At 45.8% G+C, this 25,538-nt stretch carries 27 protein-coding genes and 1 pseudogene; 21 read left to right on the top strand and 7 right to left on the bottom strand.

Features of this window, described 5'->3' with window-relative positions:
• The first annotated feature begins 40 nt into the window (after window positions 1–40).
• The 11 genes and pseudogenes from AC59GT_RS16475 to AC59GT_RS16425 all read left to right on the top strand — a co-directional run bounded on the left by AC59GT_RS16475 (window position 41) and on the right by AC59GT_RS16425 (window position 10,621).
• The gene (locus AC59GT_RS16475) at window positions 41–1,579 is read left to right on the top strand and encodes a hypothetical protein (protein ID WP_497238637.1); all 1,539 of its coding nucleotides are present in this window, start codon (window positions 41–43) and stop codon (window positions 1,577–1,579) included.
• A 216-nt stretch (window positions 1,580–1,795) separates the two neighbouring features.
• Window positions 1,796–2,647 (top strand): ATP phosphoribosyltransferase, encoded by an 852-nt coding sequence (gene hisG / locus AC59GT_RS16470; protein ID WP_117382353.1) that lies wholly within the window; start codon window positions 1,796–1,798, stop codon window positions 2,645–2,647.
• Window positions 2,648–2,685: 38 nt separating this feature from the next.
• Window positions 2,686–4,047 carry a histidinol dehydrogenase gene (hisD, locus tag AC59GT_RS16465; RefSeq protein ID WP_497238636.1) on the top strand — a complete coding sequence of 454 codons (1,362 nt, stop codon included), beginning with the start codon at window positions 2,686–2,688 and terminating at the stop codon, window positions 4,045–4,047.
• A gap of 118 nt (window positions 4,048–4,165) precedes the next feature.
• Window positions 4,166–5,266 (top strand): histidinol-phosphate transaminase, encoded by a 1,101-nt coding sequence (gene hisC / locus AC59GT_RS16460; RefSeq protein ID WP_497238635.1) that lies wholly within the window; start codon window positions 4,166–4,168, stop codon window positions 5,264–5,266.
• Entirely contained in the window at window positions 5,263–6,408 is a 1,146-nt protein-coding gene (gene hisB, locus AC59GT_RS16455) for a bifunctional histidinol-phosphatase/imidazoleglycerol-phosphate dehydratase HisB (RefSeq protein WP_497238634.1), read from the top strand. The genes hisC and hisB overlap by 4 nt, the downstream gene beginning before the upstream one ends.
• 64 nt (window positions 6,409–6,472) lie before the next feature.
• Window positions 6,473–7,120: an imidazole glycerol phosphate synthase subunit HisH gene (hisH, locus tag AC59GT_RS16450; protein WP_497238633.1), complete on the top strand. Its 648-nt coding sequence runs from the start codon at window positions 6,473–6,475 to the stop codon at window positions 7,118–7,120.
• A 4-nt stretch (window positions 7,121–7,124) separates the two neighbouring features.
• A complete protein-coding gene (locus tag AC59GT_RS16445) occupies window positions 7,125–7,874 on the top strand; it encodes a 1-(5-phosphoribosyl)-5-[(5-phosphoribosylamino)methylideneamino]imidazole-4-carboxamide isomerase (protein ID WP_117382357.1) in 750 nt (249 codons plus the stop codon).
• A gap of 59 nt (window positions 7,875–7,933) precedes the next feature.
• Window positions 7,934–8,278, top strand: a pseudogene (locus AC59GT_RS16440) (endonuclease domain-containing protein); the annotation flags it as partial.
• Entirely contained in the window at window positions 8,276–9,070 is a 795-nt protein-coding gene (gene hisF / locus AC59GT_RS16435; RefSeq protein WP_497238798.1) for an imidazole glycerol phosphate synthase subunit HisF, read from the top strand. The pseudogene AC59GT_RS16440 and the gene hisF, both read left to right, overlap by 3 nt.
• 55 nt (window positions 9,071–9,125) lie before the next feature.
• Window positions 9,126–9,713 (top strand): bifunctional phosphoribosyl-AMP cyclohydrolase/phosphoribosyl-ATP diphosphatase HisIE, encoded by a 588-nt coding sequence (gene hisIE / locus AC59GT_RS16430; protein ID WP_497238632.1) that lies wholly within the window; start codon window positions 9,126–9,128, stop codon window positions 9,711–9,713.
• 5 nt (window positions 9,714–9,718) lie between these two features.
• Window positions 9,719–10,621: a WD40 repeat domain-containing protein gene (locus AC59GT_RS16425; RefSeq protein ID WP_497238631.1), complete on the top strand. Its 903-nt coding sequence runs from the start codon at window positions 9,719–9,721 to the stop codon at window positions 10,619–10,621.
• Here the strand turns inward: AC59GT_RS16425 and AC59GT_RS16420 are convergent.
• Window positions 10,618–11,379: a C40 family peptidase gene (locus AC59GT_RS16420; RefSeq protein WP_497238630.1), complete on the bottom strand. Its 762-nt coding sequence runs from the start codon at window positions 11,377–11,379 to the stop codon at window positions 10,618–10,620. The two genes, AC59GT_RS16425 and AC59GT_RS16420, sit on opposite strands and share 4 nt — an antisense overlap.
• 106 nt (window positions 11,380–11,485) lie before the next feature.
• The gene (locus AC59GT_RS16415) at window positions 11,486–11,839 is read right to left on the bottom strand and encodes a 4Fe-4S dicluster domain-containing protein (protein ID WP_117382362.1); all 354 of its coding nucleotides are present in this window, start codon (window positions 11,837–11,839) and stop codon (window positions 11,486–11,488) included.
• Between the two features lie 101 nt (window positions 11,840–11,940).
• Here AC59GT_RS16415 and AC59GT_RS16410 point away from each other — a divergent pair, with 101 nt between their 5' ends.
• The 5 genes from AC59GT_RS16410 to dnaJ all read left to right on the top strand — a co-directional run bounded on the left by AC59GT_RS16410 (window position 11,941) and on the right by dnaJ (window position 16,024).
• Window positions 11,941–12,966 carry an acyl-CoA reductase gene (locus tag AC59GT_RS16410; RefSeq protein ID WP_497238629.1) on the top strand — a complete coding sequence of 342 codons (1,026 nt, stop codon included), beginning with the start codon at window positions 11,941–11,943 and terminating at the stop codon, window positions 12,964–12,966.
• Window positions 12,967–13,064: 98 nt separating this feature from the next.
• Complete coding sequence (locus tag AC59GT_RS16405) at window positions 13,065–13,268, top strand: fructose-6-phosphate aldolase (protein WP_117382364.1); 204 nt, start codon at window positions 13,065–13,067, stop codon at window positions 13,266–13,268.
• Between the two features lie 7 nt (window positions 13,269–13,275).
• Window positions 13,276–13,959 (top strand): cell division ATP-binding protein FtsE, encoded by a 684-nt coding sequence (locus tag AC59GT_RS16400; RefSeq protein ID WP_117382365.1) that lies wholly within the window; start codon window positions 13,276–13,278, stop codon window positions 13,957–13,959.
• A 155-nt stretch (window positions 13,960–14,114) separates the two neighbouring features.
• Entirely contained in the window at window positions 14,115–14,702 is a 588-nt protein-coding gene (locus AC59GT_RS16395; protein WP_497238628.1) for a nucleotide exchange factor GrpE, read from the top strand.
• A 155-nt stretch (window positions 14,703–14,857) separates the two neighbouring features.
• Entirely contained in the window at window positions 14,858–16,024 is a 1,167-nt protein-coding gene (gene dnaJ, locus AC59GT_RS16390) for a molecular chaperone DnaJ (RefSeq protein ID WP_497238627.1), read from the top strand.
• A gap of 69 nt (window positions 16,025–16,093) precedes the next feature.
• Here the strand turns inward: dnaJ and AC59GT_RS16385 are convergent, their stop codons facing one another.
• Window positions 16,094–16,549, bottom strand: coding sequence for a hypothetical protein (locus AC59GT_RS16385; protein ID WP_117382367.1), 456 nt, complete (start codon window positions 16,547–16,549; stop codon window positions 16,094–16,096).
• Window positions 16,550–16,789: 240 nt separating this feature from the next.
• On the opposite strand from AC59GT_RS16385, the gene AC59GT_RS16380 reads away from it, so the two are divergent.
• The 4 genes from AC59GT_RS16380 (at window position 16,790) to AC59GT_RS16365 (ending at window position 19,976) form a co-directional block, all read left to right on the top strand.
• Window positions 16,790–17,692, top strand: coding sequence for an ABC transporter ATP-binding protein (locus tag AC59GT_RS16380; protein ID WP_497238626.1), 903 nt, complete (start codon window positions 16,790–16,792; stop codon window positions 17,690–17,692).
• A 3-nt stretch (window positions 17,693–17,695) separates the two neighbouring features.
• Window positions 17,696–18,061: a hypothetical protein gene (locus tag AC59GT_RS16375; RefSeq protein ID WP_497238625.1), complete on the top strand. Its 366-nt coding sequence runs from the start codon at window positions 17,696–17,698 to the stop codon at window positions 18,059–18,061.
• Window positions 18,058–18,954, top strand: a complete 897-nt coding sequence (locus AC59GT_RS16370) for an ABC transporter permease (protein WP_497238624.1) — start codon at window positions 18,058–18,060, stop codon at window positions 18,952–18,954. Before AC59GT_RS16375 ends, AC59GT_RS16370 begins: the two co-directional genes overlap by 4 nt.
• A 68-nt stretch (window positions 18,955–19,022) precedes the next feature.
• On the top strand, window positions 19,023–19,976 hold the full coding sequence (locus AC59GT_RS16365) for a Ppx/GppA phosphatase family protein (protein WP_497238623.1): 954 nt from the start codon (window positions 19,023–19,025) through the stop codon (window positions 19,974–19,976).
• Here the strand turns inward: AC59GT_RS16365 and AC59GT_RS16360 are convergent.
• From AC59GT_RS16360 to AC59GT_RS16345, 4 genes are all read right to left on the bottom strand, one after another.
• Complete coding sequence (locus AC59GT_RS16360) at window positions 19,973–20,680, bottom strand: carboxypeptidase-like regulatory domain-containing protein (RefSeq protein ID WP_497238622.1); 708 nt, start codon at window positions 20,678–20,680, stop codon at window positions 19,973–19,975. The genes AC59GT_RS16365 and AC59GT_RS16360 overlap by 4 nt on opposite strands.
• Before the next feature lie 310 nt (window positions 20,681–20,990).
• Entirely contained in the window at window positions 20,991–21,272 is a 282-nt protein-coding gene (locus tag AC59GT_RS16355) for a hypothetical protein (RefSeq protein WP_497238621.1), read from the bottom strand.
• 2 nt (window positions 21,273–21,274) lie between these two features.
• On the bottom strand, window positions 21,275–22,672 hold the full coding sequence (locus tag AC59GT_RS16350; protein ID WP_497238620.1) for a radical SAM protein: 1,398 nt from the start codon (window positions 22,670–22,672) through the stop codon (window positions 21,275–21,277).
• Window positions 22,665–23,414 carry a prolipoprotein diacylglyceryl transferase gene (locus AC59GT_RS16345; RefSeq protein ID WP_497238619.1) on the bottom strand — a complete coding sequence of 250 codons (750 nt, stop codon included), beginning with the start codon at window positions 23,412–23,414 and terminating at the stop codon, window positions 22,665–22,667. Before AC59GT_RS16345 ends, AC59GT_RS16350 begins: the two co-directional genes overlap by 8 nt.
• Window positions 23,415–23,519: 105 nt before the next feature.
• Here AC59GT_RS16345 and AC59GT_RS16340 point away from each other — a divergent pair, with 105 nt between their 5' ends.
• Entirely contained in the window at window positions 23,520–25,499 is a 1,980-nt protein-coding gene (locus tag AC59GT_RS16340) for a M1 family metallopeptidase (protein WP_497238618.1), read from the top strand.
• Window positions 25,500–25,538 lie beyond the last annotated feature (39 nt).

Genomic DNA, 25,538 nt, shown 5'->3' with positions numbered 1-25,538 from the left:
CGCAAGTGAAACAATCGGGTATTAAACACGTTAAAACCGCATGGCCTTTTCGCGTTCAATTAAAGATCTTGACACGTTAATAGCTTGCGCCGCGGGCTTTTTCCTTATCTGCCTTTTTACGAGTTACAGCGGCATTGGCATCTCGCCGGACTCTATCATGTACACCAGCGCTGCCCGCAGTTTCGCTGCCGATGGCTCGCTCAAAACGTTCAATCACATTCCCATTGTTGATTTCCCGGTCTTCTATCCGCTGTTCCTGGGTTGCATAACGGTGATCTCCCGTATAGATCCTGTAGCCTTCGGTACTGTATTAAATGCTACGCTGTTTGCCTCACTACTATATACCAGCGGCTGGATCATGAACCGGTTTGTGCCATCATCCCAACTTTACAAGTGGTTACTGCTGCTTGCTATTGCCCTAAGCCCCGGCCTGCTGCAGATCTACTCCTATCTCTGGTCGGAAACGTTGTTCATACTTGAGGTGCTGTTCTTTATTATCGCATTCAGGCAATATTTAAATAAGCATACGCTTAAGTGGCTGGTTGTGGCAGCTGGTATAGCTGCTATCAGCTGTATAACGAGGTATGCTGCCGTTACCATTGTGGGTACAGGCGGCCTGCTCCTGCTGCTTGACCGTACACTCCCGATAAAAAAGAAGATAAGCCATATAGTGATATACGGGCTGATATGTATCTCTTTACTGGTTGCCAACCTTGTGCACAACGCACTGGTCACCGGCACTATAACCGGCCCGCGGGAACCTTCCATTACACCGTTTATAGATAACCTGTACTACTTTGGCACCGTAATGTGCGACTGGGCGGGCTTTACCCCCAATCAGTATTTCCTGGCTATACCAATAGCATCTATTATGTTGCTGGGCTTTATAGCGGCGCTGGTATACAACTTCTATCGCCGGCACCTTAACAGCTATGAGAACCTGGCTATTACTTTTTCGCTGGTTTACGGGCTGTTCATTATACTGTCGTCTACCTTCTCACGGTATGAGCGTATAAATAGCCGGTTGTTGTCACCCTTGTACCTTACCACACTATGGGGTTACACCAGCTGGGCTTTGCTGTGGCTGAAGAGTATTGAAGTGAAACGAACTCGGATGATCGTTGGCGCAGTACTTACTCTACTAATGCTGGGTTTCTGCACAAAAGAGTTCATTATAGATTACAAACGATACCAGGACCAGGTAGTAGATGAATACGGCGCTCCCGGCTACACCGATAACAGCTGGATGGAGTCGCCTATGGCCAACTACCTGCGCACCATGGATAAAAAGTTATTTGACCCGAAAGTTATTGTTTATACCGATGCACATGAGGCGGTATACTTTTTCTCAGGCATGTCCAGTTACCTGGTGCCACATGTGTTCTTTAAAGAAAACATCAAACGCTTTATGGATACCAGGAGGTTCTATCTTATCTGGTTCAAAGCGCTGGAAAACAAGGAACTAATCACCTTGCCAAACATACAGAAACAAAAGAAGCTACGCCTGATCAAGGACTTCGGCGAAGAAGGTGCGATATACGAGTACAACGGGTTGGATTCTTTGAAAGGAAGCAAGTAGCTCTCGAAAAACGCACAAAAATCTTCATACCATTTTGATTTAATAAACAACTGTCTATATTTGCAGCGCTTACCCATAGTTTTACTATACAAATAATGGAACAGTACAAACAACATCATCTGCATCTGCACCATCACCGCCCGGTGATGAATAGATAATGTATGTTTCTACGTGAAATAACAACCCCATTTTTTTATAGTACCTTAATTCCAGCTTGTGAAAACACTAAAAATAGCGATCCAAAAATCGGGTCGGCTCAACGAAAAATCCGTTGAATTATTAAAGAATTGCGGCTTAAACTTCGAAAATTACAAAAGTTCGCTTATCTCACCTGTCTCCAACTTCCCGTTAGAAATACTTTTCCTGCGCGACGATGATATCCCAGAATATGTTCAGGATGGCATAGCCGACCTGGGTATTGTTGGCGAGAACGTTATACAGGAAACAGAGGTTAAAGTAAGTTACCTGCAGCGGCTTGGCTTTGGCAAGTGCTCGCTTAAAATAGCGGTGCCCAACAACACCGGCATCGAGAGCATTGGCCAGCTAAACGGACGCTCAATAGCTACCACCTACCCGGTTATTCTTGGGAAATTTCTGAAAGAACAAAACATCGTTGCTGATATCCGCACCATTTCCGGCTCCGTAGAAATATCCCCGGGCCTGGGCCTGAGCGATGCTATTTGCGACCTGGTATCCACTGGTGGTACCCTGAAAAGCAACGGATTAAAGCCCTTTGCCGATGTAATGTCCTCTGAAGCGGTGCTGATTGGCCGCGCCGGTAGCGAGAACGAAGATTTAATTCAGGAACTTATCCAGCGTATACAGTCTGTCTTGCGTGCCAAAGAAACCAAATACGTGGTACTAAACGTTGAGCGCGATAATCTTCAGGCGGTAATAGCATTATTACCAGGCGTAAAAAGCCCGTCGGTGGTGCCACTGGCAGAAGAAGGTTGGGTAGCTGTACACACCGTTATTCCCGAGCGTGACTTCTGGGATCGCATAAGCCAGCTTAAACAAGCCGGCGCACAAGGTATAGTGGTGATGCCGATAGAGAAGATAATATTGTAAGCCCCCCACCCCCTAAAGGGGGAGTAAAATATTAAACGATGAATAATCAAAAAAAATCAGAAGCAAGCTTTTCAAAAGCTCCCCCTTTAGGGGGCGGGGGGGGCTTGCGATTATATAAGTACTCTGATCTTTCTATTTCTGATATCACCAATCTGGTTCAACGCAATGTTGACCCTGTTAATGAGATACGCACGCTTGTCGAGGATATTATAGACAATGTTAAACAGCATGGCGACAGCGCTTTGATCGATTACGCAGAGAAGTTCGACAAAGTGCAGCTGGATAAGCTATACTTAGATAACGCCGAACTGACCGAAATAGCTGCTGCAGTATCTGCAGATCAGCAGAAGGCGCTGCAAACGGCTTATGACAATATTTACAAGTTCCACCAATCACAGGTAAAGACAGAAGATAAGGTGGAGACTATGCCGGGAGTAACCTGCTGGCGAGAACTGAGGCCGATAGAAAAGGTAGGATTATATATACCAGGTGGCACAGCAGTTTTACCATCCACCTTCCTGATGCTGGGCATCCCAGCAAAAATTGCCGGCTGTAAAGAGATTGTAGTTTGTTCGCCTCCACAAAAGAACGGCAAAGTAAATGCCTTTATAGCTTACGTTGCCATAATGCTGGGTATTGATAAGGTATACCTCGCGGGTGGTGCACAGGCGGTTGCATCGATGGCCTACGGTACCGAAACCATCAGCAAGGTAGATAAGATATTTGGGCCCGGCAATCAATTTGTGACCAAGGCTAAAATTATTATACAAAGCACAACAACCACCGCAATTGATATGCCTGCGGGCCCGTCAGAAGTACTGGTTATTGCAGACGAGACTGCAAACCCGGCCTATGTAGCGGCTGATCTTCTGGCGCAGGCTGAGCACGGAATAGACAGCCAGTCGGTGCTGGTAAGCACCTCTCAGCAGTTGATCGACGCGACGCTGCTGGAGGTAGAAAAGCAATTGCAGGTACTACCAAGGGCTGAGATCGCGCGCCAGGCTATAGATAACTCTTACGCGGTACTAACGAATAACCTGCTTGAGGCCATGGAATTCAGCAACCAATATGCCCCGGAACACCTGATATTAGCAACCGATAATTGGGAGCAAATAACACCGGAGATCATTAATGCCGGATCTGTTTTCCTCGGAAACTTAACACCGGAAAGTGCAGGTGATTATGCATCGGGCACCAATCACACACTGCCTACCAGCAGTTACGCGCGGGCATATTCGGGTGTATCTGTCGATTCGTTTGTAAAGAAGATCACTTTTCAGCACTTAACTGAGAAAGGCATCCAAAACATAGGTCCATCGGTAGAAATACTGGCCGAATTGGAAGGGCTGCACGCGCACAGGAATGCGGTAAGCATCAGGCTAAGCCCCCCAGCCCCCTGAAGGGGGAGCAGAATTAAACTGCGTGTTATAATGGGAACGAAGCAATCCCAATTATCAGACGCACATTCAATAGTTTAGGATTGCTTCGTACCTCTTAAAAACATCGATTGATTATCAAATGAGCGAAGAAATAAGTAAAGGTTTTTACAGCAGTCCCGACGGCAACTCCCCCTTCAGGGGGTTAGGGGGGCTTTTACGCGATAACATTAAACGCCTTGTACCCTACTCGTCTGCACGGGATGAGTTCCAGGGGGAGGCCAGTGTGTTTTTAGATGCTAACGAAAATGCCTTTGGCTCGCCGCTGGTGCAGGCATTTAACCGCTACCCGGATCCTATGCAGCACCAGGTGAAGCTGCGCCTGAGCCAGATAAAAGGCGTGCCTGCCCGGAATATTTTTTTAGGTAACGGCAGCGACGAAGCTATCGATGTGCTGTTCCGCAGTTTTTGCAACCCGGGTGTAGATAACGTAATTATCGTCCCTCCCACCTACGGCATGTACGAGGTATCGGCCAACATAAATGATGTTGCTATAAAAAAGGTGCTGCTTACAGATGAATATCAATTGAACCTGGAAGGCGTTGCCGAGGCTATAGATGACAATACTAAGCTCATCTTTATCTGCTCACCCAACAACCCTACCGGTAACTCTATCAATCGTGACGATATAGAAACGTTACTGGCAAATTTTCATGGCATCGTAGTAGTTGATGAGGCTTACATAAACTTTAGCCGGCAGAAAACCTTTATACAGGAACTTACCGAATACGCCAACCTGGTAGTATTACAAACGCTTTCAAAAGCCTGGGGACTTGCAGGTTTGCGCGTAGGTATGGCGTTTGCCAGTGAAGAGATTATTGAAGTTATGAATAAGGTTAAGCCACCTTATAACATTAACGAAGCATCGCAAACGCTTACTTTGCAGGCGCTGGCCAATGTAGAACAGGTAAATGCCTGGATAAAAGAAACGCTGGAACAGCGCGACAAACTGGTGCTTACCTTAAAAGACATGACCTTTGTGCGTGACATCTACCCTTCCGATGCCAACTTCATTCTGGTTAAGACAACCGACGCAAAAGGTATTTACAACTACCTGGTAGATAATGGTATAATTGTGCGAAACCGCAATAATGTAGAGCTTTGTGAAGGGTGCCTGCGCATTACTATAGGCACACCTGAAGAAAACAATAAACTGATAGCTACTTTACAAAAATATCAATGAGCCAATTGCAAAAAGTACTGTTTATAGACCGCGACGGCACCCTTATTAACGAAACACCTGATGAGCAGATAGACTCATTTGAAAAGCTGACCTTTTACCCGGGCTGCCTTCAATACCTCCCAAAAATAGCTGCAGAATTGGGCTATGAACTGGTAATGGTAACAAATCAGGACGGTATGGGTACCTCGTCATTCCCGGAGGATACTTTTTGGCCGGTGCACAACTTCATTATCAAAACTTACGAGAACGAAGGTGTGCACTTTACACATCAGGCTATTGACCGTACTTTTGCAAAGGACAACCAACCAACGCGCAAACCGGCTACCGGCTTGCTTACTCAATATCTGGATGCTACCAGGTACGACCTTGCAAACTCCTTTACCATTGGCGACCGTAAGAACGATATTTTACTGGCCCGTAACCTGGGTGCAAAAAGCATTTGGCTAAACAACCGCACCGGCTTAGGTGACGGGGAGTTTGAGGCCGGTAGTGATAACCTGGCCGATGTTATAGCCCTGGAGACCACCAGTTGGAAAGACATCTATGAGTTCCTGAAATTAGGCAAACGCGTGGTAGAACACCGCAGGGCTACTAAAGAAACAGATATATACATCAAGCTGAACCTTGATGGCACAGGTGACGCTAAGATTTCTACAGGACTGCACTTTTTTGACCACATGTTGGACCAGATAGCACGCCATGGAGGCTTTGACCTTACGGTAGAGGCAAAAGGCGACCTGCACATAGACGAGCACCATACCATAGAAGATACCGGCATTGCATTAGGCGAGGTTTTTGCTTTAGCACTAGGCAACAAAATGGGGATAGAACGTTATGGTTTTTGCCTGCCCATGGACGACTGCCTTGCACAGGCAGCCATTGATTTTGGCGGCCGTAACTGGATAGTTTGGGAAGCCGATTTTAAGCGTGAAAAGGTTGGAGATGTACCTACCGAGATGTTCTACCACTTCTTTAAATCGTTTAGCGATGCGGCGAAGTGCAACCTGAACATAAAAGCAGAGGGACAAAACGAGCATCACAAAATAGAGGCGATATTTAAAGCATTTGCCAAAGCCATTAAAATGGCCGTTAAGCGGGACGTAAACAAAATGGTATTACCGAGTACCAAAGGGCTACTTTAACCCCCTAGCCCCCTAAAGGGGGAACCAGGACTTTAATCCTTTAAACGGTTTACACGTTAGCAAAATGGATAACGAAAATAATAAAGAAGAAGCTCAAGAACTCCCCCTTCAGGGGGTTGGGAGGCTCGGCATCATACGCTACGGTGCCGGCAACATCTTTTCGCTTAACGCGGCACTAGACCGCCTTGGCGTAAGCTATGGCATGATAAATACCGAAGAAGATTTCGAAAAGTTTGATCGCTATATCATACCGGGAGTTGGGCATGCGGGTGCTGCAATGGCTAAACTGGAACACACCGGTTTAGTACCCAAAATAAAAGCGCTTAACAAGCCTACCCTGGGTATTTGCGTTGGCATGCAATTACTTACAGCTTACAGCGAGGAAGGCAGTGCCGATCTGTTGAATCTTTTTCCGATCAAAACGCTTAAGTTTCCGCATAGCGCAGGTTACAAAGTACCGCACACCGGTTGGAACCAGGTATTTACAGAGAAAGACAACCCTCTTTTTGCCAATATTCCATCAGGGAGCCACTTTTACTTTGTACATTCATACTTTATTGAGTACGATAAGCTATATACTTTATCATCAACAAATTACATTAATAAGTTTTCGGCATCAATTTGGCATGACAACTTTTACGGAGTGCAGTTTCATCCCGAGAAGTCAGGTGTGTATGGTGAAACCTTATTAAAAAACTTTGCAAATATTTAAACACATGTACATTATCCCCGCAATTGATATTCTGGACAAAAAGGTTGTTCGCCTGCGCGAAGGTGACTACAGCCAGGTGACCGAATACGACGTTACACTGGAAGAGATGATAGAAAGGTACCAGAGCAATGGTACAAACTTCATCCACATCATCGACCTGAACGGCGCCAAAAACGATTTCAGCAATCAGCAATACCTGTTTGATGTAATACAGAAAACAGACATGAAGGTGCAATACGGCGGCGGTATACGCAGCATAGATAAGGTTAAAGAACTTATTGACTCTGGTGTGCACCGCGTTATTGTAGGCACTCAAGCACTTACCAATCCATCATTCCTGCCTGATCTGAGCAAAGAAATTTGTGGCCGCGACAAATGCAGCGACCAGGTGGTAGTAGCTATTGACGTGCTGGACGAGGTGATAAAATACTCCGGCTGGATGGAAAGCTCGCCAATTAAGCTAATGGACTACGTAGACAAGTGCCTGGCGCTGGGTTTCTTCCGCTTCCTGTGTACGGATATTAATAAAGATGGAAAGCTGGGCGGTGCAGGTGTAGAGCTTTACAGCAAACTGCTGGATCATTCACCATTTATTAAGCTAATTGCCTCCGGTGGTGTAAGCTCCATGAGCGACATAGAGCAGCTTAGCAAAATAAAGGTAGAATCATGTGTGGTAGGCAAAGCCATATACGAAAACCGCATCAGCATAGAAGACATCAAGAACTGGAATCTGGAAAGCTTGATGTCTATATAAAGCTGCACCCCCCAACCCCCTGAAGGGGGAGTTATTATTTGCACGTTGTTCAACAAAACATGAGTAAACATCTATTTCTAGGTGCAGGTCCGGAGATATTTGAAAATGCGAAAGGATTGCGTTACAACATGACCCAGGCTGAGACAGTACTTTGGGGACATTTGAAAGGAAATCAACTTGGGGTACGGTTTAGGCGGCAGCATCCATTGGGCATTTATATAGCAGACTTTTACTGTCATCAGCATAAATTAATAATTGAACTTGACGGAAAAATCCACAACCGACAGGACATTGCAGCCAATGATATTATCAGGCAGCGAAGCCTGGAGTCAGATGGCTTTAAGGTAATCCGATTTACAAACAACCAAGTATTTAGTCAACTAGAAAGAATTTTGACCACTATAAAAGAAGAGTTAAGCTCCCCCTTCAGGGGGCGGGGGGGGTTAGCTAAAAGACTTATCCCCTGCCTCGACGTTAAAGATGGCCGCACTGTAAAGGGCGTCAACTTTGTAGACCTGCGCGATGCCGGCGACCCGGTGGAACTTGCCTGGAATTATTCGCAGCAAGGTGCCGACGAGCTGGTGTTTTTGGACATTACAGCTACCGTAGAACGCCGTAAAACCATGGTAGAACTGGTGAAGTCAGTCGCCCGGCAGATCAACATACCTTTTACCATTGGAGGCGGTATAAACGAAATTGCAGATGCAAATGCGCTGCTGAATGCAGGGGCAGACAAGATCTCGATCAACTCGGCCGCGGTACGTAACCCGGCTTTAATTGATGAGCTTGCAAGAGCGTTTGGTGTTCAGTTCGTGATCGTTGCAGTAGATACCCGTGTAATGGATGGCAAAAACATTGTACATCTGAACGGTGGACGCTTCCCAACGGAAAAAGAAACATTGGACTGGATAATAGAGGCCGAAAGCCGTGGGGCAGGCGAGATATTGCTCACCTCTATGGACCACGACGGCACAAAATCCGGCTTTGACAACGGTCTGTTAAAACAGGTAAATCAAGCTGTAAATATCCCTGTGATCGCGTCCGGAGGTGCGGGTTCAGTACAGCATTTTGTGGACTTATTCCACAAGACGGGTGTAGACGCTGCTTTGGCAGCATCTGTCTTCCATTACGGTGAGATACTGATACCAGATTTGAAAGCTACCCTAAAACAAAACAACATCGAGGTGAGGATTTAAACGCACCTACCCGTCATTGCATCGTATCTCGCAATGACAAAAACTGAAAAGAAAAATGAACATCAATTTCAATAAATCTGACGGTCTTGTGCCTGTTGTAATACAGGACGAGCAAACCCTTGAGGTGCTGATGCTGGGCTACATGAACCAGGAAGCGTACGATAAAACCCTACAGGAAAATATCGTAACGTTCTTTTCGCGTTCTAAAAACCGCCTTTGGACCAAAGGAGAGACCAGCCAGAACTACCTGCACGTTAAAAGCATTGATATCGACTGTGACGACGACACCCTGCTGATTAAAGTAAAAGCTGATGGGCCAACCTGCCACACCGGTTCCCGCAGCTGCTTTAAAACGGAGTATAATCAAAACTTCATCAATCAACTGGAAGGTATTATTGCCGACCGGTACGAAAACCCGCAGGAAGGATCCTACATTAATAAGCTGCGCGGTAAAGGCTTAAATAAGATCGCTCAGAAGGTCGGCGAAGAAGGTGTAGAGACGGTAATAGCCGCCCTTGCGGAAACAGAGACCGACCTGATAAATGAGGCATCAGACCTGGTTTTCCACTTACTGGTGCTGTTAAAAGAGAAAAACCTTAGCCTGGCAACCATTGCCAAAAACTTAGAAGGAAGGCACAAATAAAGCCTATGAACGCTCAGAAACTATCCGAACTTACCGGGCACGGCAATCCTATCTTCAGCATAGAAATGTCGCAGAAGCCGGGAATACTATTCAGTGGGGGTAATGATAAAGGACTGGTAGAGTGGAGCCTGAGCGATAACGCATTCATAAAGGTTATGTTCCCGGTGCCGGCATCTATATATGCTATACACTGCCCGGTTGGCTTTCCGCTGATGTTTGCAGGATTACGCAACGGTGAGGTGCTGGTGTTCAACTTTATTGAGCAGAAGATAACACATCGGCTGCGACATCACATAAAGCCAATATTTGATATAAAATCAATCTCGCAGAAAAAAGAATTACTCGTAGCTTCAGAAGACGGTTCCGTTTCAGTATGGAACATGGACAATTTGGAGCTTCTGCACACCATTAAGGTCTCTAACGATACCGTGCGATGTATAGCCATAAGCCCGGATGAAGAGCAGGTAGCACTAGGCTGCCGCGACGGCCGTGTCATGACCTACGATGCGACCGATTACGCACCTGTTAAGGCGCTTATCGGCCACACAATGGCAGTTTTCACGCTACAATATGCACCCGGCGGTAATTACCTTATTTCAGGTAGCAGAGATGCACAGTTGAAGGTATGGGGTACCGATAACTCATCGGTGATCACCAATATCGCAGCACACATGTTTGCGGTAAATCACATTGCATTTCACCCTAGCCGGTCGTATTTTGCTACCGCCAGTATGGATAAAAGCATCAAGATATGGGATGCAATGGAATTTAAACTGCGTAAGATCATCAGCCGCGAAAAAGGCTATGCGAGCCACGCTTTATCAGTTAACAAGCTGGTTTGGGATGCCGATAAGCTGCTGTCTGCCAGTGACGACAAGAAGATCATAACCTGGAACATAGAGTTCTAGAAAAAACGGCGGATGCTGTGCAGTTGATGGGTGTGACGTTTTAAGTCCTGCGAATATATGCCCTCATTATCTATCGAGTCTATTTTTACCTTTCCCGAAGCATGAATAATCTGACCGTTGTTCAGCAATATGCCAACGTGTGTTATCTTACCTTCAGGATTATTGAAGAAAGCCAGGTCTCCTAATTTGCCATTTGACAAGGTCTCTACAGTTTCTCCTTGTTGCGCCTGTAAAGAAGCGTCCCGTTTGATGTTGGTGCCGCACAAGCGATATACCACCTGTGTAAAGCCCGAACAGTCTACACCGAAATGTGTGCGGCCGCCCCACAAGTATGGTGCATTCATATACGATTTCGCAACATTAGCTATATGGTCTCGCTCTCCTATATCACCAATTATCTCAAATTTTTCGTTACCCATAAAACATGTAGTGCCTTCCAGAAAAGCCAGAGAGCTTCCTGCTGCAAGGTATATTACCGTATTATCCTCTATCTTCCAGGCCTGTGTAACAGGCTTGTGAGTTAAGGGCGCAGGCTTACGCTGCAGGTTTTGGTACGCCAAATGGCCCAGCATCACAAATTGCAACCTGTCGATCCAGCCCGTGTAGCTGTCGAACGCCGTTTTAATTCTCGCCCACTTATTTGTCCATTCTAAAATCTCGAAGGTCTCGCCGAACAAAAGCTGCGATACCAGTTCTGCACGGTCGCTGGGTTCGGCGCGCAGCGGCACAATAGCAATATTACAAATGCCGTATTCCATTAGGGTTATTAAGAAACAATGTTGTTATTCAGGGTTATATAGTGCAATTTAACAAAAAAGGGAAGACATATTTTGCCCTCCCTTGTAAATGTTATTCGTTTTACTACTAGCCGTTCATGTGCAGCCAATCTTTTTTGGCAAGTAGTTCTTCTTCAGTTTCGCGTACGTCTTCATCGTCAACGCAGCAATCAACAGGGCAAACAGCGGCGCACTGTGGTTCGTCATGGAAACCAACACACTCAGTGCACTTATCAGGTACAATGTAATATATATCGTCTGACAAAGCTGCCTGAGCTTCTTCCGCATTTAATGTATTGCCGTCGCCAAAATCTATAACGCCACGCAAGTCCGTACCGTCAGAAAAACGCCAGGCGGCACCGGCATCGTAAATAGCATTGTTAGGGCACTCTGGTTCGCAGGCCCCGCAGTTAATGCATTCATCGGTGATTATGATCGCCATATTCTTTTTATTCTTATTATCTCAATAACTTTGCCCCAACTGTAATGGGCTCGCAAATATAACAAAAAAACCATTTAAGGGTTTAGCTACAACACATATATATGTCAAAAATAAGCACCGATAGTGTAATAGATACGTTCTCTGAATTAGGCAGACGGCTTGCAACTCCGGACGATGAACTGATGGACATTATCAACTCCGAAAAGTACCATAATGCGTGGTTTACACCCGAAAGTGTACTATCTGCCGTACAGGCAAATGGCGAGATGCTGAACCGCTCAGATTTGGAAATCTGGCTTCAGCGGTACTCTGTCCAAAATCATCAGCCAAAAAATATAGGCCTTATACTAGCGGGCAATATACCGCTTGTTGGCTTTCATGATGTGCTTTGCGTGTTGCTCAGCGGGAACAACGCCCTTATCAAAGCCTCATCTCAGGATGCTCGTCTGATTAAGTACGTGCTGGACCTGCTTGTACAAATAGCACCACAATACCAACAACAGTACAGTTTTGTGGAACGTCTCGCAGATTTCGATGCTATTATCGCCACCGGCAGCAATAACAGTTCCCGCTACTTTGATTATTATTTTGGTAAAGTGCCTAACATTATCCGCAAGAACCGCAACAGTGTAGCCGTGCTTACCGGCAATGAGTCCACCGAACAACTGCACGCACTTGGCCGCGATATATTTGATTACTTTGGCCTGGGCTGCCGCAACATATCAAAGCTGTTTGTGCCTGAAGGATATAATTTCAATCACTTTTTCGAGTCGATAGAAGATTATAAAACCATCATCCATCACCATAAATACAACAACAATTACGATTACAACAAATCAATTTTTTTGGTGAACAGGGATGAGCACCTGGATAACGGCTTCCTAATGCTTAAGCAGGACGATCGGCTTACTTCCCCTTTGGCAGTAGTGTTTTATGAAACCTACAGTGATCTTAAAGTGCTGGACGATAAACTTGCCCGCCTTAGCGATCAGTTACAATGCATTGTTACAAGTACACCGCTTAATACCAATAACCAAATAGTTGATTTCGGCAAAAGTCAGCACCCTGAACTGTGGGACTACGCTGACGGTGTAGATACTATGGAATTCTTAACCAGCTTGAGGTAGAAGCAGAAAGCGAAAAGCTGATGACCTCAATGTCGGTTAAAAAAGATAAATTTGCCTGAAGGCTTTTTACCGTTGGGTTGAAGCTTACACAAGCAAACATGTACATTATAAAAGTAAAAGGCGTCGCCAAAATACCTGATTACGTGCAGTTAAGAGACGATAAGTTTACCTTGCTGGCGTACTTTAGGGTAGACAGACCTGAAAAATCATTAGATAAGGTTGGCCTTGGTGACAAACACGATTACATAATGGAAATTGTAAGGGACCTTCCCTTTGGCCAAATTTTAAAACTGGAGCTATAAAAATAAGATGATCGGTAACTCTATAATAAAACTGAACAACGTTGATATTTTTCAGCAAAAGCACCTGGTGTTATCAAACGTAAACCTGCATATAGATAAAGGCGATTTTGTTTGGCTTATCGGCCAGACGGGTTCTGGCAAAAGCAGTTTGCTTAAGGTAATTTACGGAGATCTGCTTGTTGCAAATGGTACGGGCCATGCCTGCGGTTACGAGCTAAGCAAGCTTGCCAACAAAGACATACCTTACCTGCGCCGCAAACTAGGCATCGTTTTCCAGGACTTTCAGTTACTTACCGACAGATCTGTTGAACAGAACCTCCAATTTGTACTACGTGCTACCGGCTGGGATGATAAAAAACTTATTGGCGATCGCATTTTAGACGTACTGGAAAAAGTAGGATTACGATCTAAGCTTAAAAAAATGCCGCATGAGCTTTCAGGTGGCGAGCAGCAAAGGGTAGTTATAGCCCGTGCCCTGCTTAACAATCCCGAGATTATACTTGCAGATGAGCCCACAGGCAACCTGGATCCGGATACATCAGAGGAAATTGTTTTACTGCTGAAACAAATAAGCCAGATGGGGACAGCTGTTGTAGTGGCTACGCACGATTATCACATCATCCGTACCTTCCCTTCACGTATTATTAAATGTGAGAGCGGTAAAGTACTTGAGGATGTGCAGATAGCTTAACAGTTGTAGTGCCAACCTCAGTCTTACTGACACATGGAGTAGAGCAAACTGACAACTGCGCATTGCACATCTGCAAACATAACATACAACTTTAAAAATCTACTGACACGCTGTCGGGTTTAACCTGATGGAATGAAACTTGATTAGCACTATACATGAATTTTAACGACATGTTGAAGAAAAAAAAGAAGGAAAATTCAGAAGCGGAAAACACTGTGGACATGGAAAACACAACCCCTCAGACAGAAGAGCAGGACGAAAACCAACAAGCGGAGAACACCGAAGAAACCCCTTCTGCAGAAGATAAATTTAAACAGCAGTTGGGCGAAGCGAATGACAAATATTTGCGCCTGTACGCTGAGTTTGACAACTTCCGCCGCCGTACAATAAAAGAACGCGAAGAAGCCCGCAAAACAGAAGGTAAGGACGTTATTGTTGCTCTATTACCTGTACTTGACGATTTCGAGCGTGCCCTTCGTGCTATGGAAAATGCAACAGAAGTGACTTCGGTAAAAGAAGGTGTTGCATTGATACAGCATAAATTAAAGAACATACTTGCTGCAAAAGGCTTAAAAGAGATGAGCTCGGTAGGCCAGCCATTTGACGCTGATTTACACGAGGCTATCACCAGCATACCGGCACCAACAGACGACCTGAAGGATAAGGTGGTTGACGAGATGGAAAAAGGTTATCAGCTCAATGATAAGGTTATCCGTTTTGCAAAAGTAGTTGTAGGAGCATAATACAATTAGTGAATCACTGAGCTGGAATTAATGGTTAAGCCAGGCACTTGAATGGATCAATCATTAAACCGTTAAGCTCATTAAACGATATATATTAAACAAGTGACAAGCGGATTATTTACTGATTCACCTATTCACAATCATTAATTTAAAAGATGGCTAAGAGAGATTATTACGATGTGCTGGGCGTAAGCAAAGGCGCAGATGCCGATGAGATAAAGAAGGCATATCGTAAGATGGCTATAAAATATCACCCGGATAAGAACGAGGGTGACAAAGCTGCCGAAGAAAAATTTAAAGAGGCAGCTGAGGCTTACGAGGTACTAAGCTCACCTGAGAAGCGCCAGCGGTACGATCAGTTTGGCCACGCTGCCAATGCGTCATCACCTAACGGTGGAGGCTACGGTGGCGGCAACATGAATATGGACGACATATTCAGCCAGTTTGGCGATATATTCGGTGGCGGCAGCCCGTTCGAAGGTTTCTTTGGTGGAGGCGGCGGACGTCAGGGAGGCGGTGGCCGTCGCGTAGCACGTGGCAGTAACCTGCGCATTAAAGTGCGCCTTACACTGGAAGAGATAGCCAATGGCGCCGAAAAGAAGATTAAAGTAAATAAGCAGGTAGTTTGTAAAACCTGCGACGGTAGCGGTGCAAAAGATAAATCATCTTTCTCTACCTGTAAAACCTGTGGCGGACAAGGTTCAGTACGCCGGGTTACCAATACTATACTGGGCCAGATGCAAACCACTAGTACCTGCCCTACCTGTAACGGCGAAGGAAGCACCATTACCAACAAATGTAATGTTTGCCATGGCGACGGTGTTGTACGCGGAGAAGAGACCATTACTATAAATGTACCTGCGGGTGTAAGCGAAGGCATGCAACTGAGCATGAGCGGCAAAGGTAACGCTGCGCCACGTGGCGGTGTACCCGGCGACCTTATCATCCTGATAGAGGAAGTACCGCACGAAACTTTGAAACGTGATGGCAATAATGTAATATACGACCTGCACGTGAACTTTGTTGATGCTGCGATAGGTACTAGTGTTGAAGTGCCAACTATTGATGGTAAAGCTAAAATCAAGATAGAACCAGGCACCCAGGGCGGTAAGATTCTCCGTCTAAAGGGTAAAGGCGTACCGGAGGTGAACTCTTACCACAGGGGAGATCAACTGATACACATTAACATCTGGACTCCAAAGGCACTAAGCCGTGAGGAACGCGAGATGCTTGAAAAACTCCAGAACTCGCCTAACTTTAAACCCAACCCGGGCAAAAATGAGAAGAGCTTTTTTGAACGAATGAAAGAGTACTTTGAGTAAAAAATAGAAGAAGGTAAATAAAAAGGGCCGCTGTACTTACAGTGGCCCTTTTTATTTTATAAGTAGTTACTAAAATATAAACCTGAAACCAAGGCCAAATCTTGCCGCATTGAAATCAGAGTTGTCGCCAACGTAAAAAGCCGGACGCCAGTCAAATGATAAGTCGATGGGTGCGCTGCCCAACTTGTAATCTAAACCGGCCATCGGGCGGATGTAGAAGTCGGTACTACCACTGCCAAATCCTAATTGCGGACCAATACCCAAATACCAGTTTAAGCCTGCAGCATTACGAATCTTGTCTTGGTACTGATAGTAAGCTCCAAGAAAAGTTTGGTCGCCACCAAAGGTTAACTCGGCCTGGCCAATACCGTTTCGGGTAAAATTGTGCCTTATAGCCGGACCAACTAAAGTTGATCCGTCGCCAAAATCAACTGTTAAACCCGCTGACGTTGCGCCAGTTTGTGCTTTAGCAACGTTGCCAAAATACAGGAATCCTACTGCTAATAATAAAAATACTTTTTTCATAAAATAATAGATTGATGTATAAATAAACAGTCAAACTTTAAACAACTTTCATGATATATGTTTTTTATTTTTTTACATTAATCTGCATCTGCGCACTTATTTCGCCATAATTGGAGTTAAATTGAAGGGTTTCTGTTTATTAAATATCTATCGGGATGATCAATTTTATTCATCATTATTCCTCTTAAAAGTTGTAACATTAAGCATTCACAACTATCTAATCCCACAAATCACACACACATGCTAAGCATTAAAAACATTGTTAAGCAGTATGCCGGTCATCGCGCTCTGGATGATGTAAGCCTGGAAGTTGAGAGCGGCAAGATCTTCGGCTTGCTTGGCCCAAACGGTGCAGGTAAAACGTCTCTCATCCGAATTATAAATCAAATTACCGCTCCGGATTCGGGTGAGGTTTATTTCAACGGCGAGAAGCTCAATCAATCGCACATAGAACGTATTGGCTATTTGCCCGAAGAACGCGGCCTGTACAAAAAAATGGAGATAGGCGAACAGATGATCTACCTGGCGCGCCTTAAAGGATTAAGCCGTACCGACGCAACTGCAAAGCTTAAATACTGGTTCCAGAAACTGGATATGGAAAGCTGGTGGAAAAAGAAGATAGAGGAACTCTCCAAAGGTATGTCGCAAAAGGCGCAGTTTGTGGCCACGGTACTTCACGAGCCGGACCTGATCATCCTGGATGAACCCTTTAGCGGGTTTGACCCGGTAAACGCCGAACTCATCAAGAACGAGATACTGGAACTTAATAAAAAAGGCGCCACCATATTGTTCTCCACCCACCGGATGGAGTCGGTGGAGGAACTCTGTGACTCCATTGCCCTTATCCACAAATCGCATAAAATACTGGATGGCCGGGTAAAGAACATCCGCCACTCTTACCGCAATGACACTTACCTGGTAGAGTACACTGGTGAAAAATTGAGCTTTGACGGCTCACAACCTTTCACCGTTATAAGCGAGGCCGAAGGCGAAGACAGCAACATCATAAAAATTAAGCTGGCAAATAGCACAGCTAACGACGCACTGCAATACCTGCTGCCTAAAACCCGCATCAACATGCTGCAGGAAGTTATCCCGAGCATGAACGAGATCTTTATTGAAAAAGTAAACCAAATAGCCTAAGCCATGAATAAAGTATTACTTATCATCCAGCGCGAATACGTTACCCGTGTACGCAAAAAGGCTTTTATTATCATGATTTTTGTTGTGCCTGGCCTTATAATCGGCATGAGTGCAGTAATTGGAATGGTAGCCAAAAACAGTCAGGAACTGCAAGACCAACAGGTTGTTGATATAATTGACGAAAGCCATAATTTTGAGACCAAGCTTACTGATGGCAAAAACATCAAGTTTAAACCATCGGCGCAAACGCTTGCTCAGGAAAAAGCAGCCTTAAAAGGCAATGAAAACCTCTCAGTACTTTACATCCCTGCTGATTATCTGAAGAAGAACAACATTCAAATTTTTTCAAAAAAAATAAACCCTCTATGATGCTGACCAGCGAAATAGAGAACCAGATGAATACTATTGCGGCCACTAAAAGCATGGTTGAGCACAATATAGACCCTGCCCTGCTTAAAACCATCAACAGCAACAAGGTTACCATTTCTGCCAAGGAGGTTACTGATGCCGGCACTAAAGATGCCAACGTTGGCGCCACTATGGGTGTGGGTATTGCTTGCGCTATTATCATTTACATGTCGCTGTTCATATATGGTGCACAGGTAATGCGCGGTGTTATTGAAGAAAAAACAAGCAGAATAATAGAGGTCATTATTTCATCGGTTAAACCGTTTCAGTTGATGCTTGGCAAGATCATCGGTGTGGGGCTGGTTGGCCTAACGCAGTTTGGCGCGTGGATAGTACTATCTATCATTGCTACTAAGATTGCCGGGCACACCCTTTCCGGGCCGGGCACCGGCATGATGGGTTTCCTCAGCGTACTGAGCACTATACCGTTCGGGTACATACTGGGTTGTTTCCTGTTTTACTTTATTACAGGTTACCTTCTGTATAGTGCATTGTTCGCTGCAGTAGGTTCTGCTGTAGACAGCGAAACTGAAACGCAGCAGTTCATGTTCCCGATAACACTACCGCTTTTATTTACCTACATCTTATCGGTATCAGTTTTGTTCCAGGCACCGGACAGCCAGCTAGCTGTTTGGCTATCCATGATCCCGTTTACCGCACCTATAGCTATGATGGTACGCATACCCTTTGGCGGTGTGCCCGACTGGCAGCTTGGCCTGTCTATGGCGCTTATGGTCGCCGGATTTCTGTTCACCACGTATGTAGCAGCCCGTATTTACAGAGTTGGCGTGCTGATGTATGGCAAAAAAGCAAGCTTTAAAGAACTATCTAAATGGTTCTTTTACAAAGAGTAGCAACCACCTTAACCATTCATAATTCAAGATCCCTGCAAACTATTGCGGGGATTCTTTATTTTTAGGCAATGCCACAGGAAAACACACCCAACAACATCCCCCACCGTGTAGCCGTAATGGACCTCGGCACCAACACTTTTCACCTGCTTATTGCCGAAGGTACCCCCGACGACACAAGAGTAATATGGCACCAAACCGAAGCCGTGAAAGTTGGTGAGGGCGGCATCACCAAAGGCATTATACAACCTGCTGCCTTTGCACGGGGTGTAAAGTGTATGGAGCAGTTTAGGCAGCAGATAAGCGATAGTGGTGCAACCACTGTACGCGCAATAGGTACATCGGCACTACGCAACTCCGCCAATAGCCAGGACTTTATTGACAAGGTACTGCAAAAAACCGGCATACAAATAGAACTGATAACCGGAGAACAGGAGGCCGCATACATTTATAAAGGCATTGCAGCCAGCGGCTGTTTAACTGATGAGAATGCCCTCATAGTAGACATCGGCGGCGGCAGTGTAGAGTTTATTATTGGCAACCGCAACGGGATATTGTGGAAACAGAGCTTCGAAATTGGCGCTGCACGGCTGATGGCTATGTTCCATCAGAAAGATCCTATTCCGGTGCAGTCTATTAAGGATATGTCGCGCTATCTTACCGGAACGCTCACAGGATTGTTTATGGCGGCCATTGAATTTAAACCTACTATATTGGTCGGCTCTTCGGGTGCGTTTGAAAGTTTTGCCGAAGTGATAGAGACCGAACAAGGCAGGCCTTTCAATCCGCGGCAAACTAAAACTTACGACTTTGATACCGACGATCTGCTCGGCCTGATAGAGCGCATTGCCAAATCTAATCACGGTTGGCGGGCAGCAAAACGCGGCATCATCCCGGTGCGGGTAGATATGATCGTTTCGTCGAGCCTGCTCACCATCTTTATCATGCAAAAGCTCGGACTTGTAGATGTAAGCATGTCTACCTGGTCGCTTAAAGAAGGCGTTATGGCCGAGATGCTGCCTTAAAAGATCCTTTTGATCTTATGCAGCAAACGTTTGTGCAAAGGTGCCCTTTTAACAACAACTACCTCTCCCAGCAACATACGCGTATCTGCCTGTAAGGTAATGATATAGTTTGGTTGCATAGCGCCCACTATAGGCACTTCAATAGTTTGATAGCCAATGTAGGTCACCACCAAATAACCATTCCTTACCGGTGATGTAAGCCTGAATGTTCCGTCAACGGCAGTTATTGTGCCAATGGAAGTTCCTTTCACCCTGATGGTAACTCCTTGAAGTACCGACTTATCACCAGCAACCAGTATCTTACCTTTGATCACTACACTATCTATCGAATCCGCTACGGCATTTTCCTTCACTGCCACCTTGAGGCTGGCATTTTGTTCAGTTACCAGGATGTTTTTTGCTTCCGCCTTGGCCGAAGGTATAATTGAGATCAACGAAGCCGCAGCTACTAACCCTTTCCATGAAAAAGAGCGTGGTGTGTTTTCAACCAGGGTGTTGATCCTTTTAAGTTGATGCGGGCTGAACCTGCCGCAAGCCTTGCCGGATGTCTGAATGTATTGAACAACCTCGACATCGGTCATCGTCGTGAAATCAACTACGGTTTTCTCACATTGCAGGCAATGGCGGCCATTGTCTGCCGGTGTCATTTCCTGCCAGGAAGCGGAACAAGGATTGGGAATGCTGATGTGTTGGAAAGGCTGCATAACGTTCGTTTTAGTACAGGATGCAGGCAGCAAAGCTATTCCATAAATATTTTTTAGCTTTTTTGGCTACAGTGCTATCACGCATGTTCCAAACCCAATCACTAGCACTAGCACTGCACTGAGCAGGAACTCTTTTGGGCGGTAGAAAATAGCAACAATAAGGCAAAGCACCACATGAGCGGCTATAAAAAACGCGTCGAAAATAAAGCCGTAATTACTTCTATAGCTAATCCTCAGAAACAAAGTATAAACAACCAGTGATTACTGTAGGTATAACCTTAGATGGTGTTTTTGGTGTCTCTTCCATACGTTACATCCCAGCCAGCGAAGCCACGCAGGTAGAAAAGCCAACTACCAGTAACAAACCGGCTGCCAGTGCCCAGGCTGCTTTCTTTTGGACTATCGCCAATATAAGGCATGCGATGATATGTAATATAAATACAGGAAGTGCAGAAAATATACTGCCTGCTATTAAGGCAGACAAGCCACAATAAACAGCGAAGGCTAAAAGATTGTAACCTACTATTTTCATCCCGCCTCCCGAACTCTTTTTTGGCGGGATCATGCCCGGAGTAATATGTGGCTGTTCCATATCTATATAGCCATTTCGGCCCTTAATTGTTCAAGGTACGCCCGTTTGTCGTCCCGGTAAAATATGTTCATTGTCTCAAAAGGAATAATCTGCATGTCTTTGTTCACAATGTGTACGCATGATTTTTTTATGGCACGTACATCAAAGTTCTGCGCATCTATAAATTGCATGATAATCACCCTGAATAAATTGTCGTAACCCAACTCGGGCGCATCTATCTCAGGCAGGCAGCACATAATTGATTTCAGGTGCTCTTTCGCCTTATCCACCGAATTACCGGTGCTGAACATGTTAAGCAGGTGACCTTTTAGTCGTTCGTCCTGTTCGTAAACAATGGTGTTCTTAGAATTGTCCAGCAAATCATCCGGGTTGATCATCCGCGTAAGCGGGAAAACCTCGCCACCAAGTTTAAGCGCGTAGCCCATCACAAGTGCATCAGGGTTACATGGTACAGGTAACAGATCGTTAGCGTTAAAGATGTTGGTTTGCTCCAGTATAGCGCTGCGCACTTCGGTAAGCGTGTAACGATCGGTACTTTCATTGAAATTTTCCAGCCGGCCGGCTTGCTGCGTAGGCTGAAAGGTTACGCCACGTACACAGGGCTGCTTTAGGGCATACTCTATTATCTCACCTATTTCGTCGGTATTAAGGCCCTTTTGCAACGTTACTACCAGTGTGGTGCTTACGTTATGCCTGTTAAGGTGCTCAATTGCCTTTGCCCTTACATCGCGCAGGTCCTCTCCCCTCAACTGCAACAGCGCCTCAGCTTTAAAGGAATCAAATTGCAGGTACACTTCAAAGTCGGGCTGGTAAGTTGCCAAACGCTTTACAAAGTTCTCGTCTTTTGCTATGCGGATGCCATTAGTATTCAGCATCAGGTGGCGGATGGGCTTGGTTTTGGCAATGTCCAGTATTTCGAAGAATTGCGGGTGCACCGTTGGCTCGCCGCCACTTAGTTGCACCACGTCCGGCTCACCTTCATTCTCCACAATTACGTCCAGCATTTGTTCTATCTCGGCCAATGTACGGTGCCTGCCATAGTGCGGAGAGGACATGGCATAACAGGTGGGACAGGTTAAGTTGCAGCGATCGGTAACCTCCACGACGGTAAGGCAGGAATGCTGCTCGTGGTCGCGGCACAGGCCACAATCGTACGGGCAGCCATAGTGCGTTTCTGCATTAAACTTTAGCGGCATTTCGCTGCGCTTTGCGTAGTTGCGGCAGTTTTTATAATATTCAATATCTGTAGCAATCAACACCCGCTCGAAACCGTGCTGACGGCAGTTCTTAAGCATATACACCTTGCCGTCCTCAAACACAATCTTGGCGTCGACACGCCTTAAACAGGTAGAGCAAATGCTTTGTGTAAAATCGTAATAGATATATGGGCGCTCAGGCATGTTTGGTTACGAGTTTTGATGGGCAGATAAAAACTTTATAATAATACAAAATGCCCCCGATACAAACCAATTGAATTACCGACAAGCCGAAACTAAAAAAATATGCCGGCTTAATAAATTCGATACCAAGGCGGAACAGCAGGTACCCGGCCATAAACAGCTTAAACCTGGCGCCATTAGCCAGTGTATAGCGGCGTTCTAATAGTTGCAAACTAACCCACATCAGCAGCCAAAATAGTATTTCATATAAATTAGTAGGGTGCCTGCGTATACCGTCACCGAAATTAATGGCCCAGGGCAGGCTGCTTGAAATGCCGTAGGTACCATCTTCCAACCCGGCAAAAAAACATCCTGTACGGCCGATGATCATCGCTAAAATTAAAGGATAAACCATCAGGTCGCCAGACGATACCGTAACGCTGATGCGTTTTTTAACAAGCTCTACTCCTATCAACCCGCCGAGCATGCCGCCTACAATGGTCTTATTCCCCATAAAGTAAATAAGGTTCATTTTACTTAAAGCATCGGGGTTCTCCAGTACGCCCACCAGGTGCGAACCCAAAAAAGCGTCAAACGCCGCGCCAATAAAAATTAGCATACGCTTGTTATCGTCAATACTGTCGTGCGTGTGCCTGCGCAGGTAGGCGTAATAACGGTAGCCAAGGAAGTACGCCAGCGTTTCGCAAACAAAGTGCACGGGAATAAACGAATGGCCTAAAGGGATATTTACAGGAAAATGCACGTGCGCTTTTTTGCACTAAAGTATCTATTGTTTCCTGATTTTGTTGGTTCCGGCCTAAAAATGTTCCCTGCTCTTTTTGTATCTTGCTTCGCTTTAACTGATCTTATGAAGAACAAACTTACCTGCACCGCGCTCTTGCTGTCGGCGGCGCTAATCGCTAATGCCCAAAAGAAAAGCGCGCTGGATACTATCACCAGCAACTACGTGCCATCGGCTTTGTTTTCCACTACACCGTTTACCGAAAAAGGTAATGAGTCCCACTCGCCAAACGGAGACCCCGGACCAAAGTACTGGCAGAACCGTGCCGATTACCAACTGAACGTTAAGCTGGACACCGCAAGTAAAACCATTAGCGGCAGCGCTGCTATCACTTATACCAACAATAGCCCCGACGCTTTGCAATACCTGTGGCTGCATGTAGAGCAAAACACTTATAAACGCAATGCGCGGTCTAACTACGTCACCGGTGCGGCGGCTACCGAGCATACAGAAGGCTATGTAATAGAATCAGTATCTATGATGCAGAACGGTAAAAGCATCACCTTGCCTTATGTGGTAAGCGATACCCGTATGCAGGTGAGGCTGCCCGCAGCAGTAAGCGCAAAAGGTGGCAAAATAACCTTCAATGTAAAATATCATTATACTATACCTGGCGCATTCGGTGGCCGTACAGATTATACTGACACCAAAAACGGCAAGATATACGAGATAGCACAGTTTTATCCGCAGATGTGCGTTTATGATGATTCGCGCGGATGGGACACGGCGCCATTCCTGGGGAGTGGCGAGTTTTACCTGGAGTATGGCGATTTTGATTATAAAGTTAACGTACCGTATGACATTATAGTAGCCGGTGCAGGCGAATTGCTCAACCCTACTGAAGTACTAACCGCCACACAGGTAAGCCGGCTTACAGCGGCGCGCAACAGCGACAATACGTTAATGATACGCACCCCTGCGGAGGTGAACAGCCCGGCATCCAGGCCGGTAAGTAAAGGCACGCTCACCTGGCATTTCAAAATGCTGAATACGCGCGATGTGGCTTTCGGCGCATCTAAGGCATACATTTGGGACGCGGCAAGAGTGAACCTGCCAAACGGGAAGAAATCGCTGGCGATGTCGGTTTACCCTGTAGAAAGCCAGGGCAACGAAGCCTGGGGCCGCGCAACCGAGTACCTGAAGAAATCGATAGAATACTTTTCTGAAAAGTGGTTTGTATACCCGTACCCTACTGCCATTAACGAGGCAGGCATAGCAGGCGGCATGGAGTACCCGGGCATTGTGTTCGACGGTATTAACGATAAGGGTAAAGAGCTTTACTGGGTTACTGCGCACGAGATTGGCCATAACTGGTTCCCGATGATAGTGGGCAGCAATGAGCGCCGCTTTGCCTGGATGGACGAAGGCTTTAACACCTTTATAGACATTTACGCATCAGACAACTTTAATAAGGGAGAATATGCACCAAAGCGCGACGGCGAGTATGCGCCCGGGGGCGGTAATCCTGCGGATGAGATCATTCCGTCGATCCTAGACCCGGAGTCGCCCACAATTATGACACAGCCGGATGCTATACCTGAAAAGTTCCGCCACCCGCTTACTTATTTCAAGCCGGCATTTGGTATGGTGTTGCTGCGCGAACAGATATTAGGCAAGGACAGGTTTGATTACGCGTTCCGCAATTACATAAATACATGGGCGTATAAGCACCCGCAGCCCGATGATTTCTTCCGCTCGATGGAGAACGCCGCCGGTGAGGACCTGGGCTGGTTCTGGAAAGGATGGTACTATAACAACTACAAGCTGGACATTGCCTTGGTTGACGCGAGATATACAAGTAGGGACCATAACAAAGGCATCCAGATAACAGTAGCCAACAAGGAAGCGATGGCCATGCCATTTACCGTAGAAATAAAGTTTAAGGATGGCACCAAAGAGCGCACCTACTTCCCGGTTGAGAGCTGGCTGCAACTGAGGGCATTTAACTTTACGCTTCCAACAACAAAGGATGCAGAAAGCGTAACCGTTGACCCGGATAATGTGTTACCGGATGTAAACAGGAAGAACAACGTTAGAAAATTATAGAATACCCAAGCTTATCACGAAAATCAAGTATTCTCAGAA

This window comes from Mucilaginibacter sp. 320_HR (assembly GCF_059691875.1).
The sequence above is the reverse complement of the archived record's forward strand: the minus strand, read 5'-3'. Positions and strand labels throughout refer to the sequence as shown.